The sequence below is a fragment of the Stenotrophomonas sp. genome (genome assembly GCF_036662295.1).
In the GTDB taxonomy this organism is placed as follows: Bacteria; Pseudomonadota; Gammaproteobacteria; order Xanthomonadales; family Xanthomonadaceae; genus Stenotrophomonas.
The window spans coordinates 69,869-91,110 of record NZ_JAVWXA010000002.1; the positions used below are offsets into that span (position 1 = coordinate 69,869).

At 70.2% G+C, this 21,242-nt stretch carries 17 protein-coding genes; 10 read left to right on the forward strand and 7 right to left on the reverse strand.

The window, feature by feature from the left end; genetic code table 11:
- Nucleotides 1–74 precede the first annotated feature (74 nt).
- Nucleotides 75–374, forward strand: coding sequence for a hypothetical protein (locus RSA25_RS00855; protein ID WP_332807029.1), 300 nt, complete (start codon nt 75–77; stop codon nt 372–374).
- Nucleotides 375–395: 21 nt separating this feature from the next.
- Here the strand turns inward: RSA25_RS00855 and RSA25_RS00860 are convergent, their stop codons facing one another.
- Nucleotides 396–926 carry a hypothetical protein gene (locus RSA25_RS00860; protein WP_332807030.1) on the reverse strand — a complete coding sequence of 177 codons (531 nt, stop codon included), beginning with the start codon at nt 924–926 and terminating at the stop codon, nt 396–398.
- Between the two features lie 155 nt (nt 927–1,081).
- Between RSA25_RS00860 and RSA25_RS00865 the strand changes: the two genes are divergently transcribed.
- The 3 genes from RSA25_RS00865 (at nt 1,082) to RSA25_RS00875 (ending at nt 5,982) form a co-directional block, all read left to right on the forward strand.
- Nucleotides 1,082–2,326, forward strand: a complete 1,245-nt coding sequence (locus tag RSA25_RS00865) for a hypothetical protein (RefSeq protein WP_332807031.1) — start codon at nt 1,082–1,084, stop codon at nt 2,324–2,326.
- Nucleotides 2,327–2,419: 93 nt separating this feature from the next.
- Entirely contained in the window at nt 2,420–4,900 is a 2,481-nt protein-coding gene (locus RSA25_RS00870) for a DEAD/DEAH box helicase (RefSeq protein WP_332807032.1), read from the forward strand.
- The gene (locus RSA25_RS00875) at nt 4,897–5,982 is read left to right on the forward strand and encodes a ribonuclease H-like domain-containing protein (protein ID WP_332807033.1); all 1,086 of its coding nucleotides are present in this window, start codon (nt 4,897–4,899) and stop codon (nt 5,980–5,982) included. Before RSA25_RS00870 ends, RSA25_RS00875 begins: the two co-directional genes overlap by 4 nt.
- Before the next feature lie 48 nt (nt 5,983–6,030).
- On the opposite strand, the gene RSA25_RS00880 is transcribed toward RSA25_RS00875, so the two are convergent.
- Complete coding sequence (locus RSA25_RS00880) at nt 6,031–7,224, reverse strand: Ca2+-dependent phosphoinositide-specific phospholipase C (RefSeq protein ID WP_332807034.1); 1,194 nt, start codon at nt 7,222–7,224, stop codon at nt 6,031–6,033.
- 230 nt (nt 7,225–7,454) lie between these two features.
- Between RSA25_RS00880 and RSA25_RS00885 the strand changes: the two genes are divergently transcribed.
- Nucleotides 7,455–7,781 (forward strand): I78 family peptidase inhibitor, encoded by a 327-nt coding sequence (locus RSA25_RS00885; RefSeq protein ID WP_332807035.1) that lies wholly within the window; start codon nt 7,455–7,457, stop codon nt 7,779–7,781.
- A 60-nt stretch (nt 7,782–7,841) separates the two neighbouring features.
- Here RSA25_RS00885 and RSA25_RS00890 read toward each other — a convergent pair whose 3' ends face one another.
- A complete protein-coding gene (locus tag RSA25_RS00890; protein WP_332807036.1) occupies nt 7,842–9,668 on the reverse strand; it encodes a M56 family metallopeptidase in 1,827 nt (608 codons plus the stop codon).
- 15 nt (nt 9,669–9,683) lie between these two features.
- The gene (locus RSA25_RS00895; RefSeq protein WP_332807037.1) at nt 9,684–10,070 is read right to left on the reverse strand and encodes a BlaI/MecI/CopY family transcriptional regulator; all 387 of its coding nucleotides are present in this window, start codon (nt 10,068–10,070) and stop codon (nt 9,684–9,686) included.
- Between the two features lie 201 nt (nt 10,071–10,271).
- On the opposite strand from RSA25_RS00895, the gene RSA25_RS00900 reads away from it, so the two are divergent.
- Entirely contained in the window at nt 10,272–11,477 is a 1,206-nt protein-coding gene (locus RSA25_RS00900; protein WP_332807038.1) for a serine hydrolase domain-containing protein, read from the forward strand.
- Here RSA25_RS00900 and RSA25_RS00905 read toward each other — a convergent pair.
- Nucleotides 11,434–12,549, reverse strand: a complete 1,116-nt coding sequence (locus RSA25_RS00905) for an SDR family oxidoreductase (protein ID WP_332807039.1) — start codon at nt 12,547–12,549, stop codon at nt 11,434–11,436. The genes RSA25_RS00900 and RSA25_RS00905 overlap by 44 nt on opposite strands.
- A gap of 199 nt (nt 12,550–12,748) precedes the next feature.
- On the opposite strand from RSA25_RS00905, the gene RSA25_RS00910 reads away from it, so the two are divergent.
- On the forward strand, nt 12,749–13,090 hold the full coding sequence (locus RSA25_RS00910) for a hypothetical protein (RefSeq protein ID WP_332807040.1): 342 nt from the start codon (nt 12,749–12,751) through the stop codon (nt 13,088–13,090).
- A gap of 8 nt (nt 13,091–13,098) precedes the next feature.
- Here the strand turns inward: RSA25_RS00910 and RSA25_RS00915 are convergent, their stop codons facing one another.
- Nucleotides 13,099–14,166 (reverse strand): DNA topoisomerase IB, encoded by a 1,068-nt coding sequence (locus tag RSA25_RS00915; protein ID WP_332807041.1) that lies wholly within the window; start codon nt 14,164–14,166, stop codon nt 13,099–13,101.
- 136 nt (nt 14,167–14,302) lie between these two features.
- On the opposite strand from RSA25_RS00915, the gene RSA25_RS00920 reads away from it, so the two are divergent.
- From RSA25_RS00920 to RSA25_RS00930, 3 genes are all read left to right on the forward strand, one after another.
- Complete coding sequence (locus RSA25_RS00920; protein WP_332807042.1) at nt 14,303–14,704, forward strand: I78 family peptidase inhibitor; 402 nt, start codon at nt 14,303–14,305, stop codon at nt 14,702–14,704.
- 177 nt (nt 14,705–14,881) lie between these two features.
- On the forward strand, nt 14,882–19,336 hold the full coding sequence (gltB, locus tag RSA25_RS00925; protein ID WP_332807043.1) for a glutamate synthase large subunit: 4,455 nt from the start codon (nt 14,882–14,884) through the stop codon (nt 19,334–19,336).
- A gap of 87 nt (nt 19,337–19,423) precedes the next feature.
- Nucleotides 19,424–20,869, forward strand: coding sequence for an FAD-dependent oxidoreductase (locus RSA25_RS00930; RefSeq protein WP_332807044.1), 1,446 nt, complete (start codon nt 19,424–19,426; stop codon nt 20,867–20,869).
- A 24-nt stretch (nt 20,870–20,893) separates the two neighbouring features.
- Here the strand turns inward: RSA25_RS00930 and RSA25_RS00935 are convergent, their stop codons facing one another.
- On the reverse strand, nt 20,894–21,184 hold the full coding sequence (locus RSA25_RS00935) for a hypothetical protein (RefSeq protein WP_332807045.1): 291 nt from the start codon (nt 21,182–21,184) through the stop codon (nt 20,894–20,896).
- Nucleotides 21,185–21,242: the final 58 nt, after the last annotated feature.

Genomic DNA, 21,242 nt, shown 5'->3' on the forward strand with positions numbered 1-21,242 from the left:
GACGGTGGCGCCACGCACAGGGTCGGGGTCATCACCGGGCGGCCTATACTGCCGCTTTCCAGGGAGGATCGCGCATGTCGCGTGTCGTATCGGGCGTCACCCTCGCGCTGTTGTCCGGCGCCTCGCTGCTGTACAGCGGCAGCGCAACGGCCGTCAGCGGCCCCAGCAACCTCAGCGCCAGCCGCTATCCCGAGCCGCGTTGCCAACCGCCGCGCCGGAGTTCGGGCAGCAGCGCGTCCGAGTTGAGCCGCTACCAGAACGAGGTCAAGGAGCATTTCCGCTGCGTTGAGAAGTACGTCGAGGCCGGCAACAACGACATCAAGCGCATCCAGGAATCGATGGACAACGCGGTCCGCGGCGCGAAGCGTTACTGAACCCCGCGCCGGGCGGCGGCCTCAATCCTGCGGCAGTGCGGCGCAGTCGTCCGCGCCGCCGCAGTACTTCAAGGCGCGGCGTCGCTGCTCCTCGGTCAGCGACGGCGGCGGCCGGGCGACCGCCGACTGGATCTGGTCCGGCCCGCCGGTCAGCCGATGCAGGCCCTGCGCGGCTTTGCCCAGCCCGTAGTTGATGCCCATCATCAGGTAGCCGCCGCTCATGCCTACCTGCTGGGGGCTGGGCGGCTCGCTCCAGGACTTGCTGAAGCGGTTGGATTCGGCCTTTACCGGGCTGCGGAAGCGATACAGGTCCAGCGGCACGTCGTCCTCGGGCTTGAGCGCGCGTACTTCGCCCAACGTGGTCACGTCGCCCTGCGCGGGAGCTGGGACAGCGGGCGGGTCATTCGCACCCGGCGGCGCAGCAGACGCCGTTGTCGGCTCCGGTGCGGCTGCGGGAACGGCCACCGGCGCTACCTGTTGCGCCTGCGCGATGCCCGCCAGCAGCATGCCGGCTAGAAGTGCTCCCTGCGTTGCACGTACTGCCACCGCCATCCGCCCTTGCCTGTTGCGTCCAGTTGTCGAGGATACGGATACGGGCTTCAGATTTCGTTGGGGCTGTGCAGCCGTTCAGCGGGTGTCCGCCGCGATCCGCAACAAGTTTCATTGCCCGGCCTCCGTAACCGCTTGAAACTGCTCGCCCTCGTTGCATGTGGGTCGATCCGATGTCGCCGTTTGCCGTCCTGATCCTGATCGCCGTGCCGATCGTGCTCGTGCTCGGCTACCTCCATTGGCGGTCGGTGCGGAACCAGGCCCTGCACGCACTGCGCAGTGGCGCTCCGCTACGCCGGCTCAGTGAAGCGGAACTCGCCGCGTTCGCCCCGATTCGGGCCATCACCGGTGCCGTGCATGATGACCACGTGCGGCGCCTATCCGGGGCGCTCGATCCCGGCTCGGCCGCAGCCATCGGCGATTGGCCACTGCATCGGATCCTGCTGGCGGGCGTGGAGGCCGTCCTTCCTTTCGACGGCTGGCGCCATCTGGCCACGGACAACCATGCCGACGTCGTCATGGCGGGCGATGTTGCCTGGGTGGTGCGCTTGAACGGCTTCCACATCGTCGGCGCACAGGGGCGCTGCGAACGACACCACGCCCGCGGAGAGGCTGCTCTCGAACCCGCACAGACGTCCCCGCGCCGTCCGCGTGCATGTGCCCTGGCCGCCAGCCAGCCCGGCGGCGACCGCCTGGAAAGCACAGCCGAAGTCGCGCTGCGGCGCAGTGCCGGGCTGCGTTGGGGCGGTCTGATGGTCGCGCTGGTGGCCCTGTGGTCGCTTTTTCTCCGGCCCGATACCGTATCGACGGGGGAGTGGCTGGTCCTCAACAGCCCCGCCATCATCGCCGGAGGAATCGGCGCGTTGGGGGTCATCCCACGCGGTCGGGGTCCAGCAATACCACTGCGGGTCATCCAGATCTCAGGGGTGCTGTGCCGGCTGCACCTGCACCCCCGCTGCGATGGCATATGGCTCATCGGCACTGACCGTCAGGTGGTCGTTCCACCGGAGTGGGCGCACTCCGGGCGTTTCGACGTTCGGCCCCAACTCACACTGGAGGTGCGCGAAACCGACGGGGCCGTCCTGGCAGCAGGCCCGCACTGGTCCCTGGCCGAAGACCGGCACGCGTTTCCGTTGAGCGGAATCGGGGCCTCCCTGGCCTGGGTGGCGTTGCTGCTGGGGGTGCTGGCAACGAGCGCGGTTCCGTTCCCTGGCATCGAAGGAATCGCCGCCTCACTGGCACGGCTGCACCTGCCCAGCGTGGCCGGCGCGCTCTGGTGGCCCGTAATCACGGCAGCGCTGGTGTGGCAGTGCCTCCACGTTGCGCGCAAGGCGTGGCAGGTTGTCCGTCGTGATGCTGCACGTCGTATCACGTTCGAGGGCCGCCCTGCCCCGGGGCACTGAACGGTTCACGGCCTGCGGCCGCCATATCTCACACTCTGAGACGCGTCTGTGGTGCCATGTGACCCCTCGCAATACGTCCCGGTTCTACTTCTCATGGCCTACGAACTCGCCAAGCGCACCGAAGACGCCGAGCGCCGGCTGTCCACCACCGATGGCCTGCCCTCGCGCAACGGCGCGCTGCTTACCGCGCGCCTGCAGCAGCGCTATGCCGACCGCATCACCGGCAGCTTCACCCTGCCCGGCCGCGAAGGCCGCTATGCGCCGATCCCGGCGGACGTGCCGGTGGCCCTGCGCGAGGCGCTCAAGGCACGCGGCATCGACCAGCTCTACAGCCACCAGGCCGAGGCGTGGGCGGCCACCCAGCGCGGCGAACACGTGGCCATCGTCACCCCCACCGCCAGCGGCAAGTCGCTGTGCTACACCCTGCCGGTGGTCAGTGCGGCCATGCAGGGCAAGGCCAAGGCGCTGTACTTGTTCCCGACCAAGGCGCTGGCCCAGGACCAGGTGGCCGAGCTGCTGGAACTCAATCGCGCCGGCGACCTGGGCGTCAAGGCCTTCACCTTCGACGGCGATACCCCCGGCGATGCGCGCCAGGCCATCCGCCTGCACGGCGACATCGTGGTGTCCAACCCGGACATGCTGCACCAGGCAATCCTGCCGCATCACACCAAGTGGGCGCAGTTCTTCGAGAACCTGCGCTATGTGGTGATCGATGAAGTGCACACCTACCGCGGCGTGTTCGGCAGCCACGTCACCAACGTGCTGCGCCGGCTCAAGCGCATCTGTGCCTTCTACGGGGTGGAGCCGCAGTTCATCCTGTGCTCGGCCACCATCGGCAACCCGCAGGCGCATGCGCAGGCGCTGATCGAAGCGCCGGTCACCCCCATCACCGAATCCGGCGCGCCCACCGGCCCCAAGCATGTCCTGCTGTGGAACCCGCCGGTGGTCAACGCCGACCTCGGCCTGCGCGCCTCGGCGCGTTCGCAGAGCAACCGCATTGCCCGCATCGCGATCAAGTCCGGGTTGAAGACGCTGATCTTCGCCCAGAGCCGGTTGATGGTGGAGGTGCTGACCAAGTACCTCAAGGACATCTTCGACCACGACCCGCGCAAGCCGGCCCGCATCCGCGCCTATCGCGGCGGCTACCTGCCCACCGAGCGCCGCGAGACCGAGCGGGCCATGCGCGCCGGCCAGATCGACGGCATCGTCAGCACCTCGGCGCTGGAGCTGGGCGTGGACATCGGCAGCCTGGACGTGGTGGTGCTCAACGGCTACCCCGGCAGCGTGGCCGCCACCTGGCAGCGCTTCGGCCGCGCCGGGCGCCGCCAGCAGCCCGCGCTGGGCGTGCTGGTGGCCAGTTCGCAGCCGCTGGACCAGTACGTGGTGCGCCACCCGGACTTCTTTGCCGACGCCTCGCCCGAGCATGCGCGCATCGCCCCGGACCAGCCGCTGATCCTGTTCGACCACATCCGCTGCGCCGCCTTCGAACTGCCGTTCCTGGCCGGCGACCCGTTCGGCCCGATCGACCCGCTGGTGTTCCTCGAAGCGCTGGCCGAGACCGAGGTGATCCACCGCGAGGGCGACCGCTGGGAATGGATCGCCGACAGCTACCCGGCCAACGCGGTGAGCCTGCGCTCGGTGGCCGACGGCAACTTCGTGGTGGTGGACCGCAGCGACGGCAAGCAGCAGATCATCGCCGAGGTGGACTACTCGGCCGCCGCGCTGACCCTGTACGAGGGCGCCATCCACATGGTGCAGTCCACGCCCTACCAGGTGGAGCGGCTGGACTGGGAAGGGCGCAAGGCCTACGTCACCCGCACCCATGTCGATTACTACACCGACAGCATCGACTTCACCAAGCTCAAGGTGCTGGACCGTTTCGACGGCTGCCTCGCCGGCCAGGGCGATGCGCACCACGGCGAAGTGCACGTGGTGCGGCGCGTGGCCGGCTACAAGAAGATCCGCTACTACACCCACGAGAACATCGGCTACGGCCCGGTCAACCTGCCCGACCAGGAGCTGCACACCACCGCGGTGTGGTGGCAGTTGCCACAGGCGCTGCTGCTGACCGCGTTCGACAGCAAGCAGGAAGCGCTGGACGGTTTCCTCGGCGCGGCCTACGCGCTGCACATCGTGGCCACCGTGGCGGTGATGGCCGACGCGCGCGACCTGCAGAAGGCCGTCGGCAATGGCGATGGCGCGTGGTTTGCGATCGCCGACCAGAGCGGCCGCGGCCAGCTGCGCGGGGCCGAGTTCGACGCCAGCGCGATCGAGCTGCAGCAGCAGTTCGTGCCCACCGTGTACCTGTACGACAACTTCCCCGGCGGCGTGGGCCTGAGCGAGCCGCTGTGGCTGCGCCAGGACGAACTGCTGATGCGCGCGCGCGAACTGGTGGAGCGCTGCGACTGCAAGGCCGGTTGCCCGGCCTGCGTGGGTCCGGTACTGGCCGGGCAGGAGCAGGACGACACCACGCCCAAGGCGTTGGCGCTGAAGGTGCTGGCGCTGTTCGACGCGCAGGCGCTGCCTGCGACCGGGGCTCACCACACCGCCCATGCCGAGGTGGTGCCGCAGTGAGCCTGAGCCTGGACAAACTGCGCCTGCTGCGCCGGCAGGCCGGCGATGCCACGCCCCCGGTGGGCGCCGGTCATCCCGCCGGTGCCCACCGGGGGCCGGCACCGGCCAACGCGTCGGCGCCCGCCACCGCGCCCACCCCGTCGGCCGCCAACGACACCCACGGCCGGCCGCCCGCACCGGGCTCGGTCTTCGCCTGGGTGGAACAGGAAATCCGCCACAAGGCCACCGGGGTTGCCGCGCCGCCCGCCGCGCCCAGGCCAACGCCTGCACCGGCACTGCGCAAACCCGACGTGGGCGGCCTGCATCGCCTGCTTGGCCTGCGCGGGCGCGGCGCCGGCGTGGCCGCCAAACCGCGCGCCAGCGCCCAGGACCGCCACGTTCCCGGCGAGGAGATCGCACCCGGGCTGTTCCTGATCGAATCCTTCCTGCCCCAGCCCATTCCCACCGTGCCGCTGTCGCTGGCCTTCGCCAAGCGCGAAGGCGAACAGGTGCAGCCGCAGAACCTGATGTTCTTCGATACCGAAACCACCGGCCTGGCCGGCGGCACCGGCACCCGCGCCTTCATGATCGGCGCCGCCGACTGGCATGCCCATCCCGAACAGGGCGAGGGCCTGCGCATCCGCCAGCTGCTGATGACCACCCTGGCCGCCGAGACCGCCATGCTGCGCGCCTTTGCCGGCTGGCTGCAGCCGGCCACGGTGTTCTGCAGCTACAACGGCCGCTGCTACGACGCGCCGCTGCTGAAGACCCGCTACCGGCTGGCCCGGCAACGCTGCCCGATCACCCCGCTGGACCACGTGGACCTGTTGTTCCCCACCCGCCGGCGTTACCGCGGCACCTGGGAAAACTGCCGGCTGGCCACCATCGAGCGGCAGCTGCTGCAGATCGTGCGCGAGGACGACCTGCCCGGTTCGGAAGCCCCGGCGGCCTGGCTCAATTACCTGCGCGGCGGCAACGCGGTCAACCTGCGCCGGGTGGCCGAGCACAACCACCAGGACGTGGTGACGCTGTCGCTGTTGATGCAGCGGCTGGTGGCCGAACACCAGCGCGAACGCGAGACCTTGGCCCTGCAGGGCGGGTGAGCCACGCGGCCAACGCTGCCTGCCGCGCCGGCAGGCAGCGCCCGGTGCTCAGACCAGCGGCACTTTCCTGGCAAACCGCTGCGTGCCCACCATGGCCCACGCATGCCCGCGGATCTTGTTGGTGGCGATCAGGTTGCAGCCGCTGTTGAGGCAATCGTTCCAGTTGTCTTCGCTGTTGGCTTCATACGCGCGCGTGATCACCTGCGGCTTGCCCGCGTTGTCGCGGAAGGTCTTCATCCACTTGTCCCGGCTCGCATGCAGGATGTGGATGTTGAAGAACACCCGATGCGCGTCAGATGGCGTGCCGTCGGCGTCGATGTCCTTGTCGGCGAAACACAGCCGTGCCTTGGGATCGGTCTCGGCGTAGGTCTTCTTGTCATCGCCATCGCCGGTGATGCAGATGATGAAGCGGTTGCGCAGTGCCTCCAGCGTCGGCCAGCCGTTCGCCTCGGCGCCCTTGGCCAGGGTGGGCGCGGTGCCCATCAAAGCGGCCGGCGAATACACCGACCCTTCCGGCAGGCGGTCGCGCAGGTAGGCATCCAGCTCGGCGGGGAAATTCGCGGTGGCGGTGTGCTTGAGGTCCAGGTGCAGGGTGATCACGTCGTGGCCGGGGGTTTCGCGGGCCCACGCGGTCAGGTCGGCCAGGAAACCGGAGAGCTGCCGGTAGTGCTCGTGGTAGCTGGCGTCGTGGCCGACCGACCATGCCTTGCCATCGCTGGACTGCGAAATATCCAGCTCCACCGCGCCACAGCCGCTGTTGTAGGGCGTCGTGTTGTCCCAGCGGATCTGGTCGATCAGGCTCTCATCGCGCTGGTAACTGTTGTGCGAGGCCTTCATCGACACCTGGTTGTAGGGCAGCCGCGCGGTGCTGGCATCGAGCAGGGTCACCTCGATGCGGCGCAGGTCGCTGGCGCCGGGCGAACTGCGATGGCCCACGGCGGTGATCTGCAGGCCATCGATGTCCGACCTCGGCTGCAGGCCGTGGCCGTCCTGCGGGTCCTTGATGCTCTTGATGTCCAGCGTGGCGATCAGGCGCCGCGAGCCGGTTTCCAGCAGCTGGATATCCAGCTCGCCGTGGTGGCCGGTCTTGGCGGATATGTCGAACGCCTGCTGGCTGTGCGCGGGGATGGACTTGCCGTCGATGCTGGCGCCATCGCCCTCCACCCAGTAGTTGCGGGTGACGTGGGTGGTGAGCGCGGTGGCGGTGCGGTTGTCGATGGTGACGCGGGCAGGACTGGACATGCGAGGTTCCTTCTCGAGAATGCAGTCCGACGACGCTAGCAGCGTCAAGGGCAATCGCGTCATCGTCCGGGGCGCCACTGCCGGCCAAAAGTGTGAAGCGGCTCTCGGTTCCCGGCGGTTTTCCGATGAGCGGGCGTTGGCGCCAGGCATCGGCCCGGGGCGGCGGCGTTGACGCGCCCTAACGCGTCGATCTCGCAGACTGGGTGCACTCATTCCGCGAGGATCCCCGCATGCGCCTGTCCTTCCTGCTTGCCCTGGGTTGTGCGTTGCCGCTGGTTGCCTGCAGCCAGCCGCCGAAGCGCACCACGCCCGCCCCGACCTCCGAGCCGATGGCCGCCGGGGCCGATGCGGCCGCACGCTGCGACCCGGAAAAGATCGCCCCCTTCGTCGGCCAGACCGCCAGCGAAGCCGTGCTCAAGCAGGCCGTGCAGGCCAGCGGCGCACGCCATGCGCGCGTGCTCAAGCCGGGCATGGCGATGACCATGGACTTCCGCGAAGACCGCCTGAGCATTGAAGTGGACGAACAGAACAAGATCGTGCGCGCCAACTGCGGCTGACCAAGACCGCGGCCCATCGCGGCGGCCGGCATCGCAGCGCCGGCCGCCGTGGCAGCGCGGTCAATCGCGCAGGCGTTCGGCCTTGCCGCTGGCGATCGCCTGGTCGATGGCCGTGCGCACCGCGCGTGCGGCCCGCGCCGAGGCCACGCTCTGCTGCTGGGCCAGGCGCGCCTGTTCACGGCCCAGTTCGGCCTGTTCGCGGGCCACCCGGGCCATCTGCTGCGCATCGATCGCCCGCACCGCGGTGGTGCGCGCCTGGCGTGCGGCCTGGTTGGCTTCGGCGGCGGCGTCCATGCCGGCCTGGCGTCCCGCCGCCCGGGCAACGGCGTCCACATCGACATGCGCCATGACATCGGCGGTGACCTGCATGCTCAGCTTGGCCAGCTGCTCGCCCGACAACGACTGGCGATCACCCAGTGCGGCCTGGGCATTGCCCAGTGCCGCCACTTCGGCCTGGTTGCGGGCCAGTGGGCGAAGCACCGCCGGATCGCGGATCAGGTAGCGCGCCTGGCCACGGCGTACCCACAGCGCCGGCGTTCCGTCGGCCACGTCGCGCTGCGCCTGCTTGAGATCGGCCACCGAGGCATCGACGAAGTTGTCGTCGCCGTCCATCAGCACGAAGGCCTGGGCCGCCTGGCGTGACAGGTTGACCTGGCCGTGGGTCACCATCGACACCTCCCGGCCCAGCGGCTGCAGCAGCGTCGACACGCGCGCGACACGCGGGACGGCCGGCGCTTCCGGCACCGCGGGTGCCGCGGGTGCCGCAGGCACGGCCGGTGAAGCGGGTGATGCCTTCAGCGACGGGGCAGGCGGGTTGGGGGGCGCAAGCGGCGCAGACGGCGGCGGTGGCACGTGGGGGGCCGTCGGTGCCGGCGGCGGCGGGGCCGGCGGTGGGGGCGCCGCCACCAGTCGCAGCGGCGCAATGCCCACCACCACGAACATCGCCGTGATCGCCATGGCCGCCACGCGCGGGAAGCGCCGGGTCTGCTGCAGGCTCAGCAGGCGCCGCTTGAGACTGCGGAAGTTGGGCGAGGCACTGGCCACGCCCACCGCCGGCCGTGGCGCCACGCCCAGCTGCACCAGCAGGCGGCCGTAGTCGTGCCGGCAATGCCCGTGCCCGGCCACCACGGCGCCATCGCAGGCCTCTTCGCGGGCCAGCGCATATTCGCGCGCCGCCAGGTGCACCAGCGGGTGGAAGAAGAACAGGTGCTGGGCCAGCGCCGGCAGCAGTCCCCACCACAGGTCGCGCCGCTGCAGGTGGATCAGTTCATGGGTCAGCGCCATGTCCAGGTCGTCGGCGGCCATCGCCGGCAATTCGCGCGCGGGCAGCAGCAACACCGGCCGCCACGGCCCGATCAGCTGCGGCGAGTGGATCTGCGCGGAGATCTTCAGCGCTGGCGCGCGGCGCAGGCCATGCGCCTCCGCCGCCAGGTGCAGCGCCTGCCGCAGCGAGGCATCGGTGCACGCCGCCGCCGCGTTGACCAGCGCGCGGCTGGCGCGATAGCCGCGCAGGCTGTGCAGCACCAGCACCGCCACGCCCGCTGCCCACACCGCCAGCAGCAGCAGCGGCCAGGACCACGTCGCCGCCTGCGGCGCGGCCATCGCCACGCTGTCCAATGCGGCGGGCGCCCACGTCACCGCGCTGTCGGCCACCGGTGCGCCCAGCGCCTGGACCACCGGCGCGGCCGCCGGCGCCGGCAACACCGCCAGTTCCAGCGGGTTGCTCCATACCAGGCCCAGCACCGCCTGCGCGGCCACCAGCCACCACAGCCGGCAGCGCGTGGCCGGCGGCAGGCCCGGCAGCCACCGGCACACGGCCCAGACCAGGCCCACCAGTACCGCGCTCTGTACGCTGGTCCATGCCAGCCGCATCAGCAGTTCCATCATCGTGCTCTCCATGGCTCAGCCCTCCCGCTTGCGTGATTGCAGCTGCGCGACCAGTGCTTCCAGCTCGGCCAGTTCCTGGTCGCTGACCTCGGCCTTGTGCGACATGAAGGCCACGAACGGCGACACCGACCCCTGCAGGGTCTTCTCCACGAAGCTGGCCACCGCGCCCTGCACCACGCTGTCCTGGCCGGTGGTGGCGGCGTAGCGGTACACGCCCTGCACCTGCCGGCGCTGCAGGTAGGCCTTGCCGCGCAGGCGCTCCATCATGGTCAGCACGGTCGAGCGGGCCAGCCCGCGTTCTTCGCCAAACCCGGCCGCCACCTCGCCCACGGTGGCACCGCCCTGTTCTGCTATGTACTGCAACAGGGCCAGTTCCTGGTCCCCGATGGTCTTGCCGCGCATGGCACGCTCCGATGACTACACGTGTCGCTACCGTGCCAGTGACTACAACTGTCGTCAAGTGCCCGATGGCCCGTCCCGACGAAAGGTCGACGACGGCGGTGCGCTTAAACCTTTTGGCCCCCGGCCACATCCAACCCTGCGAGCGCGGATGCCCCGCGCCTGCGGCGCCCGGCGCCGCTGCCCCTGCCCAAGGAACACCGCATGCGCGCTCGCTCCCTCCGTGCCATCGTCCTGGCCGCCCTCGTGCTGCCCCTGGCGTGCCTGGCCGCCCCGTCCACCGCGTGGGCGCCGGCCAACGCGCAGGCCCGCCAGTTCGTGCAGCGCACGATGCAGGACAAGGGCATCCCCGGCCTGCAGATCGCGGTGGTCAAGGACGGCGCGATGGTGCTGTCCGAGGCCTATGGCCTGGCCAACGTGGAGAACGCCGTGCAGGCCACGCCGGCCACGCGCTTCCCGCTCAACTCGGCCACCAAGGCCTTCACCGGGGTGGCGATGGCGCAACTGGCACAGGCCGGGCGCGTGGACCTGCAGGCCCCCGTGTCGCGTTATCTCCCCGATCTGCCGGCGGCATGGGGCAAGGTGCGGGTGCGCCAGCTGCTCGCCCACACTTCCGGCCTGCCCGACATCCTCGACGCACAGGGCCTGCTCGGCGGCGGCAGCGAACAGGCGGCGTGGGCGCAGGTCACCGCGCTGCCGATGGAAGCCGAACCGGGCGCGCGCTACCGGTACAACCAGACCAACTACGTGCTGCTGGCGCGGATCATCACCCGCCAGGCCGGCGTCCCGTATGCGCAGTACATGGCCCGCCATCAGTTCGACGTGGTGGGCATGCCGCGCACCACCTTCGGCGACAGTTACGACCTCACCGCCGATGCGGCCACGATCTACAGCTGGTTCCCGCGCAGGACCGACGCGCCCGGGGCGCCGGCGCGGTTGTCGCATTGGTTCTACGACGTCTCACCGGAACTGTGGGCCGGTGCCGGCCTCCTCACCACCGCCGACGAGGTGGGCCGCTGGCTGATCGCGCTGTCGAAGGGGCAGCTGCTCAAGCCCGCCGGCGTACACCGCATGTGGCAGCCCGAACGCCTGGCCAGCGGCGCCGACGGCGCCTGGGCGGCCGGCTGGCCGGTAATGGGCACGCAACCGTCGCTGCAGGTGGGCGGCATCGGCGGCGCGCGCGCCGCCTTCGTGGTGTATCCCGAGCAGGACCTGGCGGTGGTGGTGCTCACCAACCTGGTCGGCGCCAACCCGCAGGAATTCATCGCGCAGGTGGCCGCGTTCTATCAATCGCCGTCGGCGACGCCCGCCGCCCGCGAGGGCGACGGTGCGCCGGCCGCGCCCATGGCATCGCCGCCAACCGGCGTCAGCCGCGCGGCCCGCCCATCACCGGCAGGATCACCCCGCTGATGTAGCTGGCGGTCACCGGCGAGGCCAGGAACACATAGGCCGGCGACAGTTCTTCCGGCTGCGCCGGGCGCCCCATGTCGCTGTCCTTGCCGAACTCGGCCACGTCGTCGGCCGGCTTGTCGGCCGGGTTCAGCGGCGTCCACACCGGCCCCGGCGCCACCGCGTTGACCCGGATCCCGCGCGGCAGCAACTGGCTGGCCAGCGCCTTGGTGAAGGCGTGGATGGCGCCCTTGGTGGCCGAGTAGTCGATCAGCGCCTTGCTGCCGAACAGCCCGGTCTCCGAGCCGGTGTTGATGATGCAGTCGCCTTCCTGCAGGTGCGGCAGCACCGCGCGCGCCATCTGGATGTAACCGCCGATGTTGGTCTGCAGGGTCTCCTGCAGGTGCGCGTCCTCCAGGTCTTCCAGGCGCTCGCAATGCAGCTGGAAGGCGGCGTTGTTGACCAGGATGTCGATCCCGCCGAATGCCTTGGCCACCTGCTTCACCGCGCGGTTGCAGAACCGGGGGTCGCGGACGTCGCCGGCGATCACCACGCAGCGGCCGCCTTCGGCCTCCACGTGCTGGCGGGTGAGCTGCGCATCGGCATCCTCGTCCAGGTGCAGCACGGCCACGTCGGCGCCTTCGCGGGCGAACAGCACGGCTACCGCGCGACCGATGCCCGAGTCGCCGCCGGTGATGATCGCGCGCTTGCCGGCCAGCTTGCCGCTGCCCATGTAGTCAGGGGCGAGGAAGCGCGGTGCCAGCTCCAGCGCATGCTCGTTGCCGGGCTTGGCCAGCTGCTGGGCGGGCATCTTCTCCGGCTGCCTGCGGCTGCCGGCCTGGGTGGCCTTTTTCGCGGTCTTGCCGGTGGCCTTCTTCGCCACGCGTGCGTCCTTGGCCTTTTCCTGGTCCTGCAGGCGGCGCTGGCGGGCGGCAACGCGCGCGGCGCGCGGGTCGCCGGCGGCCGCCTTGCGGGTGGCGGTCTTCACCACCGGGCTGCGTTCGGCTGCCGGCTTGGCCGGCTTGCGCGCCGCCTTGCGGGCGGTGGTGGCAGCGGAGGACGGGGGACGGGTCGAGGTCTTGCGGGTGGCCATGGCGGCTCCTTTGCGACAGCGTTCGAGTGCCGGTGCAGTGTGCGCAATCGCGTGGCTAGAGCCGGTGAGCAGGATGTGCGCGTACCGTGCAAGGCGCAGCGCTGGCGTGCACCGGGCGCTGGCGCGGCGGCATCATTCATCCGCCGCATACGCGCCGCGCGGCAGGCTGCAGGCCGGAAACCCCGCTGGAGCCTCGCCCATGTATCGCCCCCTCATCACCGCCGCCACCCTGGCCCTGCTGACCGCATGCAGCACCACGCCGATGGCGCAGGTACAGCCCATCGATGGCGTCATTTCCGGCCAGTGCCACGTGGACAAGGTGCGCGGCGCCGTCGGGCTGGCCGCCTCGGCCGCCACCGTCGAACGCGCCCGCGTGGACAGCGACAGCCTGCAGGTCAACGTGGTGCGCGGCGAGCGCGAGGAGAGCGGCCCCACCGCCAGCGGCGCGGCCAACCCCACCCCGGGCGCGGAAACCGGCGGTGACCGCCTCACCATCGAAACCGGCGGCACCAACAACATCACCGCGCTCTACTGCGGCTGATCGCCCGCTCAGGCCGCGCGCGCGCGCTTGACCGTGCGCCGCGCGGCCTTGAGCACCTTCAGGGTGGCCAGTTCCCACTGCCGCTCGCCGCGCAGGCCGGCCAGCGCCTTGAGCGAGCCGGCGCGCCAGCCGTCGAACACGCACGGATCGATGTAGGACTTGCGGCACACCGACGGCGTATTGCCCAACAGGGTCGCCACCTCGCACACCACCTGTTTCTGCAACGCCGCCAGCGCGCGTTCGCTGGCGGGTTCGGGCAGCTCGGTGATGGCAAACTGGCGGATGGCTTCCAGCGTCCCGCCCCAGGTGCGGAAGTCCTTGGCGCTGAAGTCCTCGCCCATCGCATCATGCAGGTAGTCGTTGACCATGCCCGAATCCACCGGCTGCACCGCGCCGTCGTCATCGCGGTACTGGAACAACGCTTGCCCGGGCAGCTGCTGGCACCCGCGGATCAGCGTCACCAGGCGGCGATCGTCCACGTCCACCTCGTGCGCCTGCCCGGACTTGCCGCGGAAGCGCATCTGCGCCCGCCCGCCCTTGACCAGCGCCAGGTGCCGGTTGCGCAGCGTGGTCAGCCCGTAGGAGCGGTTGTCGCGGGCGTAGACCTCATTGCCCACGCGCACCAGGGTCTGCGCCAGCAGCGCCACCACGATGGCCAGCACCTTGTCGCGCGGGAAGCCGGGCAGCTTGAGGTCGCGGCGCACGCGCCGGCGCAGGGTGGGCAGCGCCGTGCCGAAGGCGATCACCCGGTCGAACTTGCCGTCGCCACGCACCCGCGCCCAGTCGGCGTGGTAGCGGTACTGCTTGCGCCCGCGCGCGTCCCGGCCGGTGGCCTGCAGGTGGCCGTTGTGCGAGGCGCAGATCCACACGTCGGTGTAGGCCGGCGGGATCGCCAGCGCGCGGATGCGGGCCAGGGTGGGCGCATCGCGCACCGCCGCGCCGTCGGCATCGCGGTAGCTGAAGCCCTTGCCGGCGCGCCGCCGCGCCAGGCCGGGCATCTCGTCAGTGACATAGCGCAGGCCGGCCTCGCGGGCAGCGGCGGCTTCGGGGGTGGCGGCAGGACGGCTGGGGCTCATCGGCGGCGGCAACGGACAGGGCAGGCAGTGATACCCGGTAGCGGTGCGAGGCCGCGTCAATAACACAACACGAACACCTCACGCCGCGCTTGGCGATATCCTCCAAGGTTTCCCTGGTTCGATGTCTGGAGTCTCGATGCCGTCCTTGTCGTTCCGCCGCCTGCGGCGTTCTGTTGGCCTTGCGGCCCTCCTTCCCACCCTGCTGGCGCTGGCCGCCTGCCAGGCCCCGCCGATGGACGAGCAGGAAGCGGTGGGCACCCATGCGCAGAAGGCCGCCGAAGCCGCGGCCGCCCCCACCGATGAAGCAGGCAAGGCGCTGGAAGCGCCGCCGGTGGGCACCTGCGACGCCACCCAGGTGCAGAGCCTGGTCGGCCAGGCGTATTCCGATGCGGTGGGCAACCAGGCCCAGCAGGATGCCAGCGCCCAGCAGCTGCGCGTGCTCAAGCCCACCGATGCCACCACGATGGAATTCGTCGGCGAACGGCTGAACATCGAAGTGGACGAAAAGGGCAACGTCAGCGGCCTCCGCTGCGGCTGAACAGGGCAGGCCTGGAAGTCACTTCCAGGCCGCTTTTGAAGGGGTTTGGTTGCGCCTGCAACCGTGTATTGCGGCGTTGCAGCAACTGTGATCTAGTCGAGTCATCCGGTGCCTCCAGATGCGCTCAACGGATTGAGCGGGGACGAGTGTCGCCGCTCACCCGACATTGAGGCAGAGATGGCCCCCCGCAACCGCCAAGGGCTTTACGACCCGCACGATGAGCGCGACGCCTGTGGTTTTGGCATGGTCGCCCAGCTCGACGATCAACCGTCCCGCCTGCTGGTGGACACCGCCATTGCCGCGCTGTCGCGCATGACCCACCGCGGTGGCGTGGCCGCCGATGGCATCACCGGCGATGGCTGCGGCCTGCTGCTGCGCCGCCCGGACGTCTTCCTCAAGGCCCTCGCCGCCGAGGCCGGGCTCACCCTAGGCGCGCGCTTCGCCGCCGGCGTGGTGTTCCTGCCGCACGACGCCGCCGCCGCGCAGGCCTGCCGCCAGACGCTGGAAGCGCAACTGCGCCACGCCGGCTGTCGACCGGTCGGTTGGCGCGAGGTGCCGACCGACCCGAGCGTGTGCGGGCAACTGGCCCGCGACACCCTGCCGCGCATCGAACAGGTCTTCGTCGATGCCGGCACCGACCAGGACGAGGCGGCCTTCACCCTGGCCCTGTTCCTGGCCCGCCGCCGCAGCGAACAGCAGCTGCGCGACCACGCCGACTACTACGTCACCACGCTCAGCCCGAACGCCATCAGCTACAAGGGCATGGTGCTGCCGGACAAGCTCAGCCGCTTCTACGTGGACCTGCAGCGCAACGACCTGGCCTCCAGCGCGATCGTGTTCCACCAGCGCTTTTCCACCAACACCCTGCCGCGCTGGCCGCTGGCCCACCCGTTCCGCATGCTCGCCCACAACGGCGAGATCAACACCATCGAGGGCAACCGCCGCTGGGCGCAGGCGCGCAGCAAGGTGTGGAAGACGCCGCGCTTCGACATCGGCGAATTCGACCCGGTGATCGCCATGCACGGCTCGGATTCGCAGAGCCTGGACAACATGCTCGAGCTGATGGTCAGTGCCGGCATGGAGCTGATCCAGGCGCTGCGCATCCTGGTGCCGCCGGCCACCCAGTCGCTGGAGTTCAAGGACCCCGACCTGGCCGCGTTCTACGAGTTCTACGGCCTCAACAGCGAGCCGTGGGACGGCCCGGCCGGCATCGTCGCCTGCGACGGCCGCTATGCGGCGTGCACGCTGGACCGCAACGGCCTGCGCCCGGCGCGCTGGATGCTCACCTCCGACCGCCACTTCCTGGTCGCGTCCGAAGCGGGTGTGTGGGAAGTGCCGGCCGAGCGCGTGGTGCGCAAGGGCAAGCTGGGGCCGGGCGAGATGATGGCCATCGACCTCAAGCGCGGCGACCTGCTCGATTCGGACGCCATCGACCGCATCAACCGTGGCCGCGCCCCGTACAAGCAGTGGCTGCAGCAGGGCGTGACCTACCTGCAGACCGAACTGATCGATCCCTCGCTGGTGGAGGAGCCGTTCGACGAGCGCACCCTGCGCAGCTATCACAAGCTGTTCCAGCTCAGCACCGAGGAAGTGGAGCAGATCCTGCGCCCGCTGGCCGAGACCGAGCAGGAAGCCACCGGTTCGATGGGCGATGACACGCCCATGGCCGTGCTCAGCCAGCACAGCCGCCCGCTGTATGACTACTTCCGCCAGGCGTTCGCGCAGGTCACCAACCCGCCGATCGATCCGCTGCGCGAAGACTGCGTCATGTCCCTCACCACCCAGCTCGGCAAGGAGACCAACATCTTCCATGCCGGCGCGGAGACGGTGAACCACGTCATCCTCAACTCGCCGGTGCTCAGCCAGCGCAAGCTGCGCCAGCTGATCAAGATGGAGCAGTACGTCGAGAAGAACCGCCTGATCGACCTCTCCTACAGCCTGGAGGAAGGCCTCAAGGCCGGCATCGAGCGCATCTGCGCCGAGGCCGAAGCGGCCGCGCGCGCGGGCATCGTGATGCTGCTGCTGAGCGATCGCTACCCGGTGGCCGACCGCCCGATGGTGCATGCCCTGCTGGCCACCAGCGCGGTGCACCACCACCTGTCCAACGCCGGGCTGCGCTGCGACGTCAACCTGATCCTGGAAACCGGCACCGCGCGCGACCCGCACCACATGGCCTGCCTGCTCGGCTTCGGTGCCACCGCGGTGTACCCCTACCTGGCCTACCAGACCCTGTTCGACCTGGGCCGGCGTGGCATCCTGCAGCTCAGCAAGGGCGGCGAGCAGTCGCAGATCGGCCGCCGTTACCGCAAGGGCATTTACAAGGGCCTGTCCAAGATCATCTCCAAGATGGGCATCTGCACGGTGGCCAGCTACCGTGGCGCGCAGTTGTTCGAGATCGTCGGCCTCGATGACGAGGTGGTCGGCCTGTGCTTCCCCGACACCGCCTCGCGCGTGGCCGGGGTGGGCTTTGCGCGCCTGGATGATGAAGCCCGCGAGCTCACCGTACGGGCCTGGAACGACCTGCTGCGCCCGGACGTGGGCGGCGTGCTCAAGTACGTGCACGGCGGCGAGTACCACATGTACAACCCCGACGTGGTCATGACCCTGCAGCGAGCCGCGCGCAGTGGCGATGCGGCCGATTGGCAGCGCTACTGCGAGGCCGTGCACGGCCGCCCGGTGTCGGCGCTGCGCGACCTGCTGCAGCTCAAGGCCGCGCCCACGCCCACGCCGCTGGACCAAGTGGCCCCGGCCGAAGACCTGTTCCGCCGCTTCGACACCGCCGCCATCAGCCTCGGCGCGCTCTCCCCGGAGGCGCACGAGGCCCTGGCCATCGCCATGAACAAGCTGGGCGGGCGCAGCAATTCCGGCGAAGGCGGCGAAGACCCGGTGCGCTATGGCACCCACAAGCGCAGCAAGATCAAGCAGGTGGCCTCGGGCCGCTTCGGCGTCACCGCCGAGTACCTGGTCAACGCCGAGGTGCTGCAGATCAAGGTGGCCCAGGGCGCCAAGCCCGGCGAAGGCGGCCAGCTGCCCGGGCACAAGGTCAACGAGCTGATCGCGCGGCTGCGCTATGCCAAGCCGGGCATCGGCCTGATCTCCCCGCCCCCGCACCACGACATCTACTCCATCGAAGACCTGGCCCAGCTCATCTACGACCTCAAGCAGGTCAATCCGGAGGCGCTGGTCTCGGTCAAGCTGGTCAGCCACGCCGGGGTGGGCACCATTGCCGCCGGCGTGGTCAAGGCCGGCGCCGACCTGATCACCGTGTCCGGCCACGATGGCGGCACCGGTGCCTCGCCGGTGAGCTCGATCCGCTATGCCGGCGGGCCGTGGGAACTGGGCGTGGCCGAGTCGCACCAGGCGCTGGTGGCCAACGACCTGCGCGGGCGCACCCTGCTGCAGACCGACGGCGGCCTGAAGACCGGGCTGGACGTGATCAAGGCCGCGCTGCTGGGCGCGGACAGCTTCGGCTTCGGCACCGCGCCGATGATCGTGCTGGGCTGCAAGTACCTGCGCATCTGCCACCTCAACAACTGCGCCACCGGCGTGGCCACCCAGGACGAGCGCCTGCGCGCGCAGTACTTCACCGGCCTGCCCGAGCGCGTGGAGAACTTCTTCCGGCTGCTGGCCGAGGAAGTGCGCGGCTGGCTGTCCTACCTGGGCGTGCGCTCGCTGGACGAGATCGTGGGCCGCACCGACCTGCTGCAGCAGCTGGAGGTATCGCCGCGGCCGGGCGTGCGCGTGGACCTGTCGCGGCTGCTGCATCCGGCCCGTTACGAAGGCAGCCATTGCGCGGCCCAGCGCCTGTACGAATCGCCGGACAGCCTGGCCACGCAGATGGACGGCCTGCTGGCCCCGGCCATCGCCGGCAAGCTGGGCGGCGAGCACCGCTTCCTGATCCACAACACCGACCGCTCCATCGGCACCCGCCTGTCCGGCGCCATCGCGCGCGTGCACGGCAACCAGGGCATGAGTGACGCGCCGCTGACCCTGCGCTTCCGTGGCACCGCCGGGCAGAGCTTCGGCGCCTTCAACGTGGGCGGCCTGCAGCTGGAAGTGGAAGGCGAAGCCAACGACTACGTGGGCAAGGGCATGGCCGGCGGCCGCCTGGTGGTGCGCCCGCCGCGTGGCGCGCGCTTCGAGGCGCGCAACACGGCCATCATCGGCAACACCTGCCTGTACGGGGCCACCGGGGGCGAGCTGTTTGCCGCCGGTCGCGCCGGCGAGCGTTTCGGCGTGCGCAACTCCGGCGCGCTGGCGGTGATCGAAGGCGCCGGCGACCACTGCTGCGAGTACATGACCGACGGCATCGTGCTGGTGCTGGGCAAGGTGGGCCTGAACTTCGGCGCCGGCTTCACCGGTGGCCTGGCCTACGTGCTGGATATCGACCGCGATTTCGTGGACCGCTACAACCACGAGCTGATCGACATCCACCGCATCTCCGCCGAGGGTTTCGAGAACCACCGCCAGCACCTGCACACCCTGATCAGCCGCCATCGCGAACTGACCGGCAGCATCTGGGCGCAGCAGATCCTCGACGAGTTCCGCGATTACGTGGGCAAGTTCTGGCTGGTCAAACCCAAGGCCGCCAGCATCGAATCGCTCACCGAATCGCTGCGCCGCGCCGCCTGACCCATCCCGGTACTGCCGGCCGCTGGCCGGCCACCCCATCTGTATCGCCGGCCGTTGGCCGGCAATTCACCACCGCAGGGCCCACCCATGAGCCGCAAGCAAGCCTTCCAGTTCCTCGACCTGCCCCGGACCATGCCCCAACGCATCCCGGTCGAACTGCGCACCTCCGGCGACTGGGGCGAGCTGTACGGCAAGTTCGGCAAGGAAGACGCGCAGTTCCAGGCCGGCCGCTGCCTGGACTGCGGCAACCCGTACTGCAGCTGGAAATGCCCGGTGCACAACGCGATCCCGCAGTGGCTGCAGCTGGTGCAGGAAAACCGCATCCATGAAGCGGCCACGCTCTGCCATTCCACCAACCCGCTGCCGGAAGTGTGCGGCCGGGTGTGCCCGCAGGACCGCCTGTGCGAAGGCAGCTGCACGCTGGAGGAATTCGGCGCGGTCACCATCGGCGCGGTGGAGAAGTACATCGTGGATACCGCGCTGGCCACCGGCTGGCGCCCGGACATGACCGCCGTGGAACCCACCGGCAGGCGCGTGGCGGTGATCGGCGCCGGCCCGGCCGGGCTGGCCTGTGCCGACAAGCTCGCCCACGCCGGCATCCAGGCGGTGGTGTATGACCGCTACGAGCAGATTGGCGGGCTGCTGCAGTTCGGCATCCCCAGTTTCAAGCTGGACAAGGCCGTCATCAGCCGCCGCCGCAACGTGCTCGAGGGCATGGGCGTGCAGTTCCGGCTGGGCGTGGAGATCGGCCGCGACGTGAGCATGGCGCAGCTGCTGGCCGAGTACGACGCGGTGTTCGTGGGCACCGGCGCTTACCGCTATACCGATGGCGGCCTGCTGGGCCAGGACCTCAAGGGCGTGCTGCCCGCACTGCCCTTCCTGGTGCAGAACAGCCGCATCGTCAGTGGCAGCGACGCGCATGGCCGCCCGATCGCCGGCTGGGAGGACCAGATCGCCCTGCCCGACCTGGAGGGCAAGCGCGTGGTGGTGCTGGGCGGCGGCGACACCGGCATGGACTGCGTGCGCAGCGCGGTGCGGCTGGGCGCGGCCAAGGTGACCTGCGCCTACCGCCGCGACGAAGCCAACATGCCCGGCTCGGCGCGCGAAGTGGCCAACGCGCGCGAAGAAGGCGTGCGGTTCCTGTTCAATCGCCAGCCGCTGTCCATCGAAGCCGGCGCGGACGATGAGGTGATCGGGGTGATGGTGGTGGAGACCCGGCTCGGCGAACCCGACGCCCAGGGCCGCCGCAACGCGGTGCCGATCGAAGGCAGCGAATCGCTGCTGGAGGCGGACGTGGTGATCATCGCCTTCGGCTTCTCGCCGAGCGCGCCGGGCTGGCTGACCGAGCTGGGCGTGGAAGCCGGCAGCAACGGCCGCATCGTGGCCGGCGGCCGCGACCGGTTGCCGTTCCAGACCGCGCACCCGCGCCTGTTTGCCGGTGGCGATGCCGTGCGCGGTGCCGACCTGGTGGTCACCGCCGTGGCCGAAGGCCGCGACGCGGCGGCCAGCATCGCCCAGCTGCTGGCGGTCTGACCCCGGGCGGGGCCCGGCCGTTGCTTACGCCGCGCGCGATTCAGCGGTGGCCGCGCGCACGCCGGCGCGCTCGATCTCCAGCGCCAGCAGCAGCTCGATCTCATCCAGCTGCGCGCGGATGCGCTCGTTGCTGGCATCGTCGCCATGGCCGTGGCCGATGTGCGCATCGAGCATGCGCGCCAGGCCGGCCAGCAGCACGTCGGCGTCACCGCTGGCCGCATGGCGCAGCAGGCGGCCGAGCGCGCCGATGCGTGCGCCGCGGTCGGCACTGAAGGTTTGCACCGACAGGCTGGGAAGGGTTTGTGAAAGGGTCATGGCAGGGAATCCTGATTGACTGACAGCGCCTACTGTCGGTTATGGCCTGCCGGCGAAC